Annotated in this window: 8 protein-coding genes; all 8 read left to right on the forward strand. The window is 55.0% G+C overall.

What is annotated here, in order from left to right; translation table 11 throughout:
- Positions 1 to 63 precede the first annotated feature (63 nt).
- Positions 64 to 2,160, forward strand: coding sequence for an alpha-L-rhamnosidase-related protein (locus tag ACFQZG_RS05490; protein ID WP_378150554.1), 2,097 nt, complete (start codon positions 64 to 66; stop codon positions 2,158 to 2,160).
- 109 nt (positions 2,161 to 2,269) lie between these two features.
- Positions 2,270 to 4,408 carry an ABC transporter transmembrane domain-containing protein gene (locus ACFQZG_RS05495; RefSeq protein WP_378150555.1) on the forward strand — a complete coding sequence of 713 codons (2,139 nt, stop codon included), beginning with the start codon at positions 2,270 to 2,272 and terminating at the stop codon, positions 4,406 to 4,408.
- Positions 4,409 to 4,638: 230 nt separating this feature from the next.
- The gene (locus tag ACFQZG_RS05500; protein WP_378150556.1) at positions 4,639 to 5,457 is read left to right on the forward strand and encodes a sugar phosphate isomerase/epimerase family protein; all 819 of its coding nucleotides are present in this window, start codon (positions 4,639 to 4,641) and stop codon (positions 5,455 to 5,457) included.
- Positions 5,454 to 7,247 (forward strand): alpha-L-rhamnosidase C-terminal domain-containing protein, encoded by a 1,794-nt coding sequence (locus ACFQZG_RS05505; RefSeq protein WP_378150557.1) that lies wholly within the window; start codon positions 5,454 to 5,456, stop codon positions 7,245 to 7,247. The genes ACFQZG_RS05500 and ACFQZG_RS05505 overlap by 4 nt, the downstream gene beginning before the upstream one ends.
- A 41-nt stretch (positions 7,248 to 7,288) precedes the next feature.
- A complete protein-coding gene (locus tag ACFQZG_RS05510; protein WP_378150558.1) occupies positions 7,289 to 8,197 on the forward strand; it encodes a creatininase family protein in 909 nt (302 codons plus the stop codon).
- Entirely contained in the window at positions 8,197 to 10,494 is a 2,298-nt protein-coding gene (locus tag ACFQZG_RS05515; RefSeq protein ID WP_378150559.1) for an alpha-L-rhamnosidase-related protein, read from the forward strand. The genes ACFQZG_RS05510 and ACFQZG_RS05515 overlap by 1 nt, the downstream gene beginning before the upstream one ends.
- The gene (locus ACFQZG_RS05520) at positions 10,491 to 11,708 is read left to right on the forward strand and encodes an amidohydrolase family protein (protein ID WP_378150560.1); all 1,218 of its coding nucleotides are present in this window, start codon (positions 10,491 to 10,493) and stop codon (positions 11,706 to 11,708) included. The genes ACFQZG_RS05515 and ACFQZG_RS05520 overlap by 4 nt, the downstream gene beginning before the upstream one ends.
- A gap of 71 nt (positions 11,709 to 11,779) precedes the next feature.
- On the forward strand, positions 11,780 to 13,963 hold the full coding sequence (locus ACFQZG_RS05525) for a glycoside hydrolase family 36 protein (RefSeq protein WP_378150561.1): 2,184 nt from the start codon (positions 11,780 to 11,782) through the stop codon (positions 13,961 to 13,963).
- Positions 13,964 to 14,162 lie beyond the last annotated feature (199 nt).

Here is a 14,162-nt window from a genome sequence, read left to right on the forward strand (position 1 = left end):
GGGTTCGTCCTGGTTTCACCTAGTATACAATCGATGTAACGAGAGGGAAAGGGGATAGCGACATTGCGGAAGCAAGAAGCAAGGCAAGGAGCAACTTGGATCTGGTACCCGGGGGACTTCGAGGTCAGGCTGCACGAGCGAATGTCGGTTCAGCGCACGGCGCGACAGGGGAATTATCCGTCCTTCTGGCGGCTGGACCGCCACTATTCCAACGTCAAGTTCCGCTATACTTACGATCTGCCGCAGGAAGAGACGATCAAGATCTTCGCCGAAGGGACGTTTGCCCTCTATCTGGACGGCAAGGATAACGATCGTACAAGCCGGTCCGAGATCACGCTGCCGGTAGGGCGTCACGAGATCTCCATCAGCGTGTTCCATGATGCGGATATGCCGGCGCTATACGTCGAGGGGGACCATATACGGACCGATTCGTCCTGGGAAGTCACGACTTACCAGAACGACTGGGTTCAGGCGGGCAGCTGGACGTTCGATTCGCCCGACGCGGCTCCGTCCCGGTTCCGCTTGGCCGTGACGCCTTGGGAGCCGGTTAGCCTCGAGAACAGAGAAGGACATCCGCTCTTGGACTTCGGCAAGGAGACGTTCGGCTATCTCCGGTTCCATGGACTGACGGGCGAGGGCAAGGTGACGATCTCTTACGGGGAGTCGGTCGCCGAAGCGCTGTCGCCGGAAGAGTGCGTCCTGATCGACGAATTCGAAGCGGCCGATCTTGCGGCAACTGCCGGGGAAGAGGGAATCTATACGCTCCCGAACGCCCGAGCGTATCGCTACGTCTGGATTCAAGCCGAACCGGGCGTTCGCTGGGACTGCGTATCGATGCTCTATGAATATGTCCCCGTGGACTATCGAAGCTCGTTCGAATGCTCGGATCCGAAGCTGAACGAGATCTACGAGATGTCTCTCTACACGCTGCATCTGAACACGCGGGAATTTTTCCTCGACGGCATTAAGCGCGATCGGTGGGTATGGTCTGGCGACGCCTATCAGGCTTTCCTCATGAACTATTACAGCTTCTTCGATCTCGACGTTACGAGACGGACGATCGTGGGTCTCCGAGGCAAAGATCCCGTGACGATGCATATCAACACGATTCTGGACTACTCGTTCTACTGGTTCGTCTCCTTGTCCGATTACTACCTCTATACCGGCGACTTCGCCTTCATTAGGCAGAACTACGATCGCGCCGTATCGCTCATGGACTTCTGCCTGAAGCAGCGGAACGAAGAAGGACTGGTCGTAGGCCGGCCGCAGGATTGGGTATTCGTGGACTGGGCGGACCTCTCCAACGAGGGCGCCGTCAGCACGGAGCAGATTCTGTTCGCCCGCGCGCTGGAAGCGATGAGCCGATTCGCCGGGTTAATGGGCGACGACCAAGCCGCAGCCGCGTACGGAACGCTGGCGGAGGAGATCAAGGCCGCGACGCTCCGCCTGTTCTGGGACGAGGAGCAAGGAGGGCTGCTGCACCATCGGGTGGACGGCGAGACGAAGCCGGCGCTGACGAAGCATGCGAGCATGTTCGCGATGACGTACGGGTATCTGAACGCGGAGCAGCGGGACAGCGTCGTTCGCAACGTCATGCTGAACCCCGGCGTACCGAAGATCCGGACGCCGTACATGCGGTTCCACGAGCTGGCCGTGCTCTGCGAGAGCGGGGCTCACGATTACGTACGCAGGGAGATGCTGTCCTACTGGGGAGGCATGATCGAGCTGGGCGCGACGACGTTCTGGGAGGAGTACGATCCTTCGCTGGCGGACGACGAGCATTACGCCATGTACGGTATGCCGTTCGGGAAGAGCTTATGCCATGCGTGGGGAGCCGGTCCGATCTACTTGATCGGCAAATACTTCTTGGGCGTGACGCCGACTTCGCCGGGCTACGAGACGTACCGAATCGCTCCGCACCTTGGCGGTCTCGACTCGATGCGAGGAACGGTGCCGACCGGAGTCGGGCAAGTATCGTTGGATATGGACTTGCATACGATTGGCGTCAACGGCACGACCGGAACGGGAGTACTCGCTTTCGCTAGTTCGGAGCTCCCCGCGTGCGCCGAAGGCGAAGTGCGCAATGTCGGGGACGGCCGCTATGAACTGACGATCGAAGCGGGTCGACACTATCGGGTATCGTACCGGCCTGCGAATTAACGCGATTCGACGGCATTCGGCAGGGAATCGGGCGTCTCTTCTCGAATTCAGTACGCAACGCGGTTGTGCGTATATCAACGAGAAGGCGTCGTGAGCAGTTTTGATCTACTTGTACCGTTCCGTCCTGCGTTACTTGGCGCGAAGCAAAAAAGTATTCGCCTTGTTCATGCTCGCCCTATTGTTCGAGCTGTCGTTCGAGTATTTCACGTCCTTAAGCATCAAGTATCTGATCGACGACGCGATCGCCCCGCGGAACGTCACGGTCTTCGTCGTGCTGCTGTCGACGCTTCTGATCGGCGGATTGTTGAATCTGGCGATCGGCGTCGGAGGCGACTATCTGATGTCCAAGCTGAACGAGACGATCTTGATCGGCTTGCGAAGGGACTTGTACGACAAGATTCAGAAGCTGTCCGCCCACTTCTACTCGCGCTATCGGGTCGGGGATATCGTCGCCCGGTTCACGATCGATATTCCGGCGGTCGAGCACGCGAACCTGCAGACGCTGTCCATCCTGATCGTATCCGCGCTCAGCATGCTGGTCGGTACGGCTTTGCTGTTCCTATTGAACTGGCAGCTGGCTCTGATCGCGGTCGTCGGCATCGCGTTCATGTTCCTGCCTCAGAAGCTATTGAACAAGCGGGCCCAGCGATATAACGAGGAATACGTCGGCGTCGTCGAATCGTTCTCGAACAACATGGACGAGGAGATGAAGACGTACAAGCTCATCCGAGGCTTCCGGCTGCAGGAGTCGATGAGCCGAAGATTCGATAAGCAGTTAAAGGTATGGTTCGCGCTCGGGGTCAAAAGAAGCTTCGTCAACTCGAACCTCGAGCGTCTGCCGATCATGGTGCTGTCCGTCGTCAATGCGGCCATCCTAGGGGTAGGCGGGTATTTCACGTTCGAAGGGTACATGACGATCGGCGAATTGCTCGCGTTCTATGCCGTATTCGACACGCTCGGGCTGGCGGTCATCTCCTTCATGGAAGTCGTGCCCGCCATGATCGAAGGCGAGGTGAGCATGCGGCGAATCAACGAAGTGCTCGAGCTCCCGGACGACTTGACGGAGGACGAACGGGCGATCGACAGTCCGGGAATCGCGAACGCGATTCGATTCGACAACGTCACGTTCGGTTATTCGGAGGCGAATCCGGTCATACGCGAGCTGTCGTTATCGATTCCTTCCGGAAGCTACGTGGCCGTGGTCGGCGCCAGCGGCTCGGGCAAAAGCACGCTGCTCCAGCTGCTCATGCGCTTCTATGATCCGCAACGCGGTTCGGTTCGGATCGACGACCGCGACTTGCGGGACGTTCGGCTGTCGTCGCTGCTGAAGCAGGCGGGCGTCATCTTCCAAGAGCCTTACTTGTTCCATGCGACGATCCGCGACAACTTGCTGGTCGGGCATGCCGACGCGTCGGACGAAGAAGTGATAGCGGCGGCGCGGTCAGTAGGCATTCACGATCGGATCATGGAGTTGCCGGACGGATACGAGACATGGATCGAGAACGACGGCGCCAACCTGTCCGTCGATATGCGCAATCGACTGTCGATCGCGCGTACGCTCGTGCGGGCGAACGAGCTGACGTTCCTCGACGAAGTCGCGGCTTCCTTGGACCCGGAGTCGGAAGTCCGGTTGAACGACATGCTTGCCCGCGCCAATCAAGGGCGCACCGTCGTCGCCGCTTCCCATCGTCTGAAGACCGTCTCGCAGGCGGACCTCATCTACTTCATTCATCGAGGGGAGCTCGTCGAGCAAGGCTCGCACGCCGAATTGATGAGCAAGCAGGGCGCGTATTACGAGCTCTGGAACAAGCAGCAGGGCTTCCATCTGTCGCAGGACGGCGAGGTAAGCATCGATGTCGACCGCTTGAGGCAGCTCCCGTTCTTCTCTTACATGGACGAGGACTTACTGGACGAGATTTCGGGCTTGCTGGCGACCGAGCAAGTGGCCGGGGGACAATACGTCTTCAGGCAAGGCGACGCCGGCAACAAGATGTATATTATCGCCCGCGGCAAGGTGGAAGTGAGCAAGTCGACCGGAGGCGGAGAGAGCGCGCGCATCGCGGTGCTCCAGGACGGCGACCACTTCGGAGAGATCGCGCTGCTGAGAGACGCGCCTCGCAACGCCGATCTCAAGGCGTTGACAGATTGCACGCTGTTATCGTTGACGCGCAAGCAGCTGCTCCCGCTGCTTGACCGGAACGAGGAGATGAAGGCCAGATTGAACCGTTCGTTAACCGAACGGAGCTAATAACGCGAATCACGGAAGCAGGCCTGAGGGAGTTATCCTCGGGCCTGCTTTCGTGATCCGACGTACCCGGCTAAGCACGAGTTGGCAGAAGTCGGCGGCGGGAGGGGAATCATTTCTTGTCAGCGGTGAATTCGGACAAAAATCTACCCGAATGACAAGAGGATATTATTTATGAATCGGTGCCCACTATCTAAGATAAATAGGAGAAGACGATATCGAGGTGAGCAACCATGAATATTCATATCTTAAAGTCCGTATGGGGCATGTCGGGAGCGATGGAAGAGCAGTTCGAGCAAATGGCCGTCGCCGGTTATGACGGAATCGAACATACTCCTCTGGAAGGCAAAGCTATTTTCCAATTCAGACTTCTTGCCGAACGATACAACTTTACGACAGCCGTATTGTGCTTCGCGAACAACGAGGCCGAGGCGGAATACGCCATACTCAATGCCGCAGAGATGAATCCGCGAGTCATTGTCATTCATAGCGCCAAAGACAGCATGTCATGGGACGGTCAGCGGCGATTCTTCGAGCACGCGCTGAGAATCGAGGAGAAGGTCGGTATACCTGTCGCCCACGAGACGCATAGGGGGAGAGCGATGTTTACCCCTTGGCATACGGCTCGGCTGTTGAATCACTACAAGGAATTGAAGATCGCCGCCGATTTCAGCCACTGGGTATGCGTATGCGAATCGTTGCTAGAGGATCATGCCGCCTCGCTCGAGCTCGCTTGCGAGAGAGCCGTTCATATTCATGCGCGAGTAGGATTCGCCGAAGGACCTCAGGTGCCGGACCCAAGCGCGCCTGAGTATACGCTTGAGCGCCAAGCCCATTACGACTGGTGGAAACGAATCGTTACGCTGCATGCCGAACGAGGAAAACAAGGGCTGACGATTACGCCGGAATATGGGCCGATTCCCTATATGCATGCCGTTCCTCACGCCGGGACTCCATTAGCCGAGCTATGGGATGTGTGCGATTGGATGAAAAATGATCTCAGGCGGGAGCTATCCCTCATTCCTGGCGTCGCGCGCGAGGTGCGCAGATGAGAATTTCCTATTCGCCTCATGACAGAAGACTCGTTCCGGATGGATTCGTACCGTTCGATCTTCAGCCGGGACAGAAGGTTCGCTTCGACTTTGGATTAAAGCGAGCGGGACTGCTTCATATGGAATTGGGCGACGCGGCTGCTGCGCGGTCGCAGATACGCTATGCCTATACGAGCGACGATAGACTGTTCTCTTCCCTATATCGCTGCTTCGAAGATGAAGCGTGGGTTGCCGGAAGATTCCCGACTTATGTGAGAATGCGCCCTTACGGCCAGGCGGATCAGTGGCTTCCGATCGGGAATGGAGCTTATCTGCTGGAAGAGGACTTGACGGTTCTTCGTTATCTCGAGCTGGATAACCGTTCGGGCGAGCCGCTCTCCATCCGCCGATTATGGCTCGAATATACAGCTGCTCCCTATCAACCCGTCGGAGGCTTCGAATGCAATGACGATTTAATCAACGAATGCTGGACGATGGGAACGTATACGGTAGAACTTTGCAGTCAGCCTTCGCAATATACGCAGCGATCTTTGCAAGGTCCTTATTCGGACTATGTGATCTGGGACGGCGTTCGCAGAGACAAAGACATCTGGGGCGGAGATCTCAGACCTGCATCGTTAACTGCGTTATATGCCTTCGATAAGCCTGAGATTGTCAAGAATACAATAGAGATGCTCTTAACTCTCCAGCATATGGAAGGAGAGGAGCAAGGCATTATTCCGGGCAGCGGCGCTTATGGCCAAATCTTCTATGAATGGACGATGTGGACAATCGTTAATTTGTGGGAATACGTGCTGTTGACGGGGGATCTGACTTACCTTCGGGCTAATGTGGGCAGGTTATGCGAAGTCGTGACGTGGATGAACAGGCGAATGGAATCGGACGGCTTGATCAGCGGCCTCAACAGCTGGATGTATTCGATTGAAGCGCGAGGCAAGATCAGCGGCTTGGCGATGGCGCAGAAGGCGGCTTGGGATGCGCTTGATCGATTATTCGCGCTCGCGGAACATCCTCTGCAGGAGTATTGCCGGCAGCAGGCGGAGAGAACGAAACGCTCTATCCTTGCCCAGTTCAGCGTTCCGGGCAATCCGCTCTTGACGATGATGCCGGCAGGCGCGAAAGAACGGGACCGATATGCGATCGACGGAAACTTGTGGGCGATTCTTCATGATGTGGTCGACCCCGCAAGAGCGCGGCTAATCTTGCGGGAGATCGAGAAGCAGTTCTGGACGGAACGCGGCTCGATTAATGTCGTTCCGATATTCGACGAAGCATTGGACGGTGAATGGTGGTGGGACGTGCTCCCGCAACAATCCGCGGTATGGCGGCACAACAATAATATATGGCCGTACATGTCCGCTTACGAGACATTGGCGAGTTTTCACGCCGGTCAGACGGATCGTGGACTAGAGGTCATGCGACGCGTGGGACGAAGCCATCTAGAACAAGGACACAAAACCTATTGGGAAATGATGAATATTAACGGCGGTCTTCCGATTGGCGATCGGGGAGACACGTTATCTCTCACTCATGCTTGGGGTGGAACGGGAAGCTATGGTTTGCAGGCTTACGTCGCCGGCGTCCGACCCTTGACGCCAGGGTTTGGCAGCTTCTCCGTCATGCCGTCCCTGGGATCTCTCGATTGGATTAAGGCAGAGGTCCCGACTCCACACGGTTTAATTGAAGTGGAAGCGGAGCGTACGAGGAGCGGCGAGGTTAGAGGCACCGTAAAATGCCCGGGCCAGACGGAATGCAGGGCCAGCGCGGGGATGGAGAAGCTCGTGCGTTAGGCTAGCGGTTAATCATTCAATCATTAAAGGAGTCGAACACAATGACGAATCAGATAAATCGACATCGTATTCAATGGGAGCTCATGCTGCCTGAAGAATTCCGCGATGCGCAGGCCAAGCTTCCGATCCTGTTCCTGCCGCTCGGGACAGTGGAATGGCATGGAGAGCATAACGCGCTGGGACTGGATTCGCTCAAAGCGCATGAACTGCTCGTACGTACGGCTGCGCAAGCCGGAGGCGGCGTCGTACATCCGCCGCTATATGGCGGCATGGGAGGCTTGGATAAGCCCGCGACGATAATTATGGAGCCGGAGATGGCATGGGAGAACGTGTTGCTCCGAACGTGGCTTGAGCAATACTGCTATGAGTTTCATCGCAATGGATTCAAGGCGATCATCCTGCTGACAGGACACTACGGTCATAACCAACAGATCGTCATACGGGAAACGGCGGTTCGAATGTCGGAGCGCCTGAGAATTCCGGTGTTCGGATCGCCGGAATATTGGCTAGCGCTAGATGAAGGTTATCTGGGGGATCATGCAGGCATTGGCGAAACGTCATTGCTATGGGATCTTCATTCCGAGTTGGTGCAAATCGAACGCATCCGTCAGGATCCGGATTACGGCGTGGATGAGCTCATCGAGAAAGGCTCCTCTCCGGAGCTCGGCAGACGCTATGCGGATCGGATTGTGGATAGGTTGGCGAGTCTTGGCCGGCAAATGCTCGAATGGAACGATGCCAAGCTTGACCGTTATATTAGCAGCGAGCGAGCAATCGTTCAGGCTCAATCGCAAGGCTGGAGGAACATCGGCGGCTGGGAGTTCTGGACGCACATTCCGAATTCGGAATTCGTTCGATACGGGCAGTATTTAGTCGAGGAGAAATTCGAAGAAATTGAACGTATGGCGAAGGCGATCGGGAAGAAGAGCTTGCCGAAGGAGCATGCATAATGAGCCAGGCAAGCTGGATATGGCACCCGACTATTGCTGTCGGGCAATCCAATAATTACGTGGAATTCCGCCGGTCATTCCAAGCCAACGATTCGGTATATCAGGTTAAGGTGTCGGCTAGCCAAGAGTATCAACTGTTCGTGAACGGACAACCAGCGGGCAGAGGTCCATCGCCTTGTTCTCCCGAATGGCAATATTACGATTCGATCGACATCACCTCCTTCATTCAAGCGGGCGACAATGTTCTGTCTGCGGTCGTCTACCACTTCGGAGAGAAGGAGATCGTCACGAACCAAATGCAGGGTCCGGGGGGCCTCTATCTTCAGCTTCAGACGGAGGATGGCAAGCCTCTTCTTGGAACAGACGAGCATTGGAAATGCAGAGTTTCACCGCGTTGGGAGACGAAGAACAACCGGATTAGTCAATGGGGCGGTTTTAATGAGATCTATGTGGTGGATCGCGAGGACGGCTGGCAATACCCGGATTACATCGATACGGCATGGGAGGACGCCAAGGTCGTTGCCTCCATCGGAGATGCGGCAAGTCCTTGGACAAACCTAATCGCAGCGGAGATCGCTCCCTTGCACCGGGAGCATGTGTCGCCAATTGCCATCGTTCGGACCGAAGCAAATTACGGATCGGTCGATGGAGAATCGAATCTGCTGGCGGATGCCCCTGCCGGCGCGATGACCGTGGATTGCTCGGCTCCCTATTCTTTGCCCGGCGTCGTCTATGATTTCGGGAGGGAAGTCGTTGGGCGTCCGCTGCTGAATATTGAAGCTCCCGAAGGCGGGGTCGTTAGAATCGCCTACGGTGAATCGCTTGAGCTTCAGTATGTCGATACGTTTGTTCTCTGCAAGGGAATCAACCGCCTATCGCCGTTCGGGAGAAGAGCTTGCCGCTTCCTGCAGCTAACCTTCCTAGCCGCATCCAAGCCGCTAACCGTAACGAAGCTTGGTTTCGAACACCAGCATTACGATTTCAAGCAAGAAGGTCGATTCGAGACGGACGATGAACGGTTGAATCGGATATGGGACATTAGTCGATACACGACCTTGATGAACAGCCAGGATCATCTGGAGGATTGTCCGTGGCGCGAGAAGGCACTGTGGGTCGCGGATGCCGTCGTCATGGGGAAGGCAATCTATCACTTGTTCGGGGACACCGCGCTGCTCCGCAAATCGTTGCTGCAAGGAGCGCGTATTCAGAACGAAGACGGGTCCATTCCCGGAACGGGGCCAGAACGCAATACGCAGCTGCTGTCGGATTTCTGCGGTCATTGGCTGCTAGGCGTCCGAGATTATTGGCGTTATTCGGGCGACCGCGCGATGATCGAGCAGATCTGGGCCAACCTTCGCAGGCTGATGGAATGGTTCGATGCGCAGAGAGACTTGACGGGGCTGTTCGCGGGTGCGGATCGCCCGGGTTGGTGGTGCTTCATCGATTGGACCGTTCATATCGACAAGAGAGACAAGGTAACGGCGATTAACGCATTATACTACGCGGCTCTGGAAGCGATGTCCGAGATGGCGGACGCTTTGGGCAGACCGGATGAAGCCGTAGCCTATGAGCTCCGCGCCAAGCAATTAAAGGCGGATATCCGCAAGCACTTATGGTTGGCAGAACAAGAGGCTTTCAGCGATTGTATGGCTGGAGAGATGGTATCCGAGCACTTATCGCTGCAGACGAATTTCCTGGCCGCATGGTGCGGAGTCATGACGGACGAGGAGACATCGCGGTTCATTGAAAGATACTATGACACAGGTGCATTGGTTGAGATTAAGGGCGCATTCTTCCAACACATCGTCCTCGAAGTGTTCGTCAGAATCGGCATGTCCGGCAGAGCGATCCATCTCATAAGAAGCTATTGGGGGGCCATGGTGGATCGAGGCGCGACGACCTGGTGGGAAACCTTCGATGCTTCTACGCCTCACGGGGTAACGCCGAGCACTTATGGAGGCAACGTTCCGACTTACCTATGGGAAGGTCCGCTCGTCAGCCAATGCCATGCTTGGGGAGCATCGCCGGCGTACCTGCTGCTTCAGCTGATTAGCGGAGTAGACGTCTTGAGGCTGGGGGAGGGGACGATACGCCTTCGCAAACCTGCGGATGAAGGCCCCGATCGATTGTCGGCGGAGCTGCCGACGTCTTATGGCCCGATACGAGTGAATTGGCATAGAGAGCAGGGCGTCGTTGTCGGCAGGGTAATCGTTCCCGCGCGCTTGAAGGTGATCAGAGACGCGGAAGTTCCGGCATCATTGATCATTGAGATCGAGAAGGAGGTCATATCCACATGAGCATCATACGGAGTAGCGATAGCGGCTGGAAGGATTGGGAGGCCGTCCTGAGTACGAAGCCCGTATTCAGCACGCATGAGCATCACCGGGAGTCGGAATATCAACAACGGCTGGATTTGGAGCAGCTATTCGGTTGGTCCTATGTAGGATGGTGCGGTCCGACGCCGGAGGCGAATCAAGAAGCGCGTACCGCTTGGTTGGATAAAATTCGTTACAACACGTACTTCCAATGGTTAGAGAAATCCCTTATTCGAATTTATGGAATAGAAGAGCTCACGGCTCATAATTGGGACGCGGTGTCGGAACAAATTCGCGGTGCGCATCAAGACCCGCATTGGCATCTGAATCTCATGAAGCAGCATGGCGGCTACCTGGGTTTTCTAGAGGACTGCTTCTGGGATACCGGCAGCGATGTCGGTTATCCGGAGTTTATTACGCCTGTTTATCGCTTGGATATGTGGATGATGGGGTTTCATCCGGAGTCGCTGACCAATGAGAAGACGAGTATTCACCAGCAATTCGAACGGCTGCCGACCTTTAAAGAATATCTAGAAAGATTCGAGCACGAACTGAGAAGTCGCCGTCCGTCCATTGCTGCCTTGAAATGCGCTTCCGCCTATCAGCGGACCATTCAGTTTACGAAAGCGACTCGCGAAGACGCGGAATCTATTTACGGCAAGCATCCTGCTCAGACGACTGAATTACAGCGCAATCTCTTCGGAGATTACATGCTTCAATTCGCGTTAGACATTGCCGCTGAATTAGAACTACCCGTTCAAATTCATACAGGACTTGCGAAACTCGGAGGCTCCAATCCGATCTTGCTTGAACCGCTTATCGTCGATCATCCGAATAATACGTTCGTGTTGTTCCACGGAGGCTTCCCTTGGATCTACGATACGGCCGCGTTAGCCCATAATTACGATAACGTGGTGATCGATATCAACTGGCTTCCCTTGATCTCGACATCCGCCGCGGTCGATGCAGTCCAGGTGTATGCGGACGTGCTTAGGGATAGCGGGAAAATCGCATGGGGCGGTGACACATGGACAGGAGAAGAGGCTGTCGGAGCATCCATGGCTTTCCGTCATGTACTTTCCAAGGTTCTATCCGATAAAGTCTCCAGCGGGTCTTGGAGAACGAAGGACGCGGAGAGATTCGCGGATAAGATCATGTTCGAGAATGCCTTAAACCTATATCAAATTAAACGATAATCGGACGAACCTGCAGGATATTCCGCTTGCAGGTTTTGCTCTTCTCATCAATAACAAGGAGACGATACAGAATGACGGACAATATGAACAAGACAATTATTCAACATGAAGGCATTCAACTGGAGTTTATAGGCAATGAAACGACATTAGCCATGGCAGCTATTCATACGACAGGGGAGCGCCATCAACGATTCGCCGCGATCCCGGCCGTACCCTTTCAACTCGGTATTGAAGGGGTCAATCGCTTATTGTTTCCCGTTCCGCCTAATGGCGGTTCGATATTGCCGGCCGAGATGAGAGTAGAGAATTTCGAACGTAACGAGCGGGGTTGCAGCGCAAGTTATATCCATGACGTTCAGCGCTTAAGAGTCAGAGTCGATTACGAATTCGTACCCGGTTGCGCGGTTATTCGCCAGAAGACCTCCGTTACGAATACGGGAGAAGAGTCTCGCAAGCTCAATTACCTCTCTTCCGCGCTCCTGAACGGAATCGCGACAGAAGGGCTCAAGAATTGGCAGCATCCGGACAAGATACGGGTTCATTACGCTCATCAGACGTGGCATGGAGAAGGACAATGGCGCAATCAAGGTCTCGAGGATTTGGGACTCTATCACCAATCGCCGCATCCGCCGTCCAACACTATTCGTTTCTCCTCCTATGGTTCCTTCAGCACCGGCAAGTATTTGCCCATGTTCGTACTCGAAGACAAGGAGACTTGCAAGGCGTGGTATGTCCAATTGGAAACTTCCACTTCATGGAATGTAGAGATCGGTTTCCGAGGGTCTTGGTCTGGCCCGGAGGGGTGCTTATATCTTCATGCGGACGCAGGAAGCGAGCGGTTCGGAAACTGGAGTAAAACTTTATTGCCGGGCGAAACGTATACGAGCGTTCCTATTGCTTTCGGCTGTACAGAGGGAGATTTCAATGATGCGGTTGCTGCACTCACGCACTATAGACGTCTTGCGCTTAAACCTTCCAATGCTTGGGAGGGTGAATTTCCTGTCGTCTATAATGATTTCATGAATGGCATCTGGGGTCTTCCTACGAGGAAACGCTTAGAACCGCTTATCGCGTCCGCGGCGACGGCGGGAGCGGATATCTTCTGCATGGATGCGGGCTGGTTCATGGACCATGTGGATGAGCCCGTCCAGGTGCTTGGGGATTGGGAGCCTGTCGATGAGCGTTTCGGCGAAGGCGGCCTGCAGGAGATGCTCAACGATATTGCCAGAGCGGGCATGACCCCGGGAATCTGGCTGGAAATCGAAATGTGCCATGAGAAATCCAAGCTCTACGCCAAGCCGGACGAATGGTTCTTGCTTCATAACGGGAGAAGAATCGGTGGACCCGACCGCGTATTCCTTGATTTTGGCCATTCGGAGGTTAGACATTATTTCCACCGAATCTTCGATAAGTTGGTCGGGATGGGCGTGGGCTACGTCAAGAATGATTATAACGATTATATTCCGCATGCGGACAGTGGAGACGGGGTGTCGAAGGACGGCGTCCGGGAGAACATGGATGCCTTCTATTCCTTCATCGATGAAGTAAGGGCGAACCATCCCAAGCTGATTCTAGAAAATTGCGGCTCCGGGGCAATGCGGGAAGATTATGCGGCGCTAGCTCATTTTCACGTTCAGAGCACGAGCGATCAGGAGTTTTACGACAGGTACCCTTCAATCCTTACCGGAACGGAAGCCGCGGTGCTGCCCGAGCAGTCGGGGATCTGGAGCTACCCGTATCCCCTTCCGTTTCTTGAACAGAAGAACGAGGGACTTGTATGGGAACAAAGCTATCAACAATCGATGCGGGACGGCGAGCAGACGATATTCAATCTTGTGAACGGGATGTGCGGAAATCTTGTGTTGGCCGGTCATCTCTACGCCGCGGACGATTACAATATGTCCTTGATCCAAGAAGGCATCGTCGCCTATAAGAATGAGCGTTCGCACATTAGACAATCGGTTCCCGTATACCCTACCGGCTTAACGCGACTAGGGGAGAGCAAGGGGTGGATCTCGTTCGGCCTCTTTGATCGGCAGCGCAAGAGGATGCTGCTTGCCGTATGGAAGCTGCAAAGTACGGAGGAAGTATTCAACGTGCCGCTGGCGCGATGGTTCGACAGTTCTGCCGAAGTTCAGCTCCTGTATCCGGAGAAGCCGACGAATTCGGCATTCGCCTTTTACCCGCACGCCGCGAACTTATCTGTAAGAATAGAGGGCATGAACCGGGCAAGGATTTTCGTTATCCAAGCTTAAGGTCTGGACTCAGCGCTTCCATGATATGTTTGTGGTGCCTGCCAGGCGAGATGTTATGATAGTAGGAAAACGTATTGGCAGGGGGCTGAACCAGGTGGTCCTTAACTCGAAGAGAAGATTATACGGGGTTGGATTTCTTTGCGTACTATTCCTTAGCTTAATAGCCGGTTGCGACTTTTCTCCATCCAATTCTCCAATT

Source organism: Cohnella sp. GCM10027633, assembly GCF_042675445.1.
Classification (GTDB): Bacteria; Bacillota; Bacilli; order Paenibacillales; family Paenibacillaceae; genus Cohnella.

Excerpts from the sequence above, each read along its gene's own strand:
- ACFQZG_RS05500 (WP_378150556.1), top strand. The coding sequence starts at position 4,639 with ATGAATATTCATATCTTAAAGTCCGTATGGGGCATGTCGGGAGCGATG.
- ACFQZG_RS05505 (WP_378150557.1), top strand. The coding sequence starts at position 5,454 with ATGAGAATTTCCTATTCGCCTCATGACAGAAGACTCGTTCCGGATGGA.
- ACFQZG_RS05510 (WP_378150558.1), top strand. The coding sequence starts at position 7,289 with ATGACGAATCAGATAAATCGACATCGTATTCAATGGGAGCTCATGCTG.
- ACFQZG_RS05515 (WP_378150559.1), top strand. The coding sequence starts at position 8,197 with ATGAGCCAGGCAAGCTGGATATGGCACCCGACTATTGCTGTCGGGCAA.
- ACFQZG_RS05520 (WP_378150560.1), top strand. The coding sequence starts at position 10,491 with ATGAGCATCATACGGAGTAGCGATAGCGGCTGGAAGGATTGGGAGGCC.
- ACFQZG_RS05525 (WP_378150561.1), top strand. The coding sequence starts at position 11,780 with ATGACGGACAATATGAACAAGACAATTATTCAACATGAAGGCATTCAA.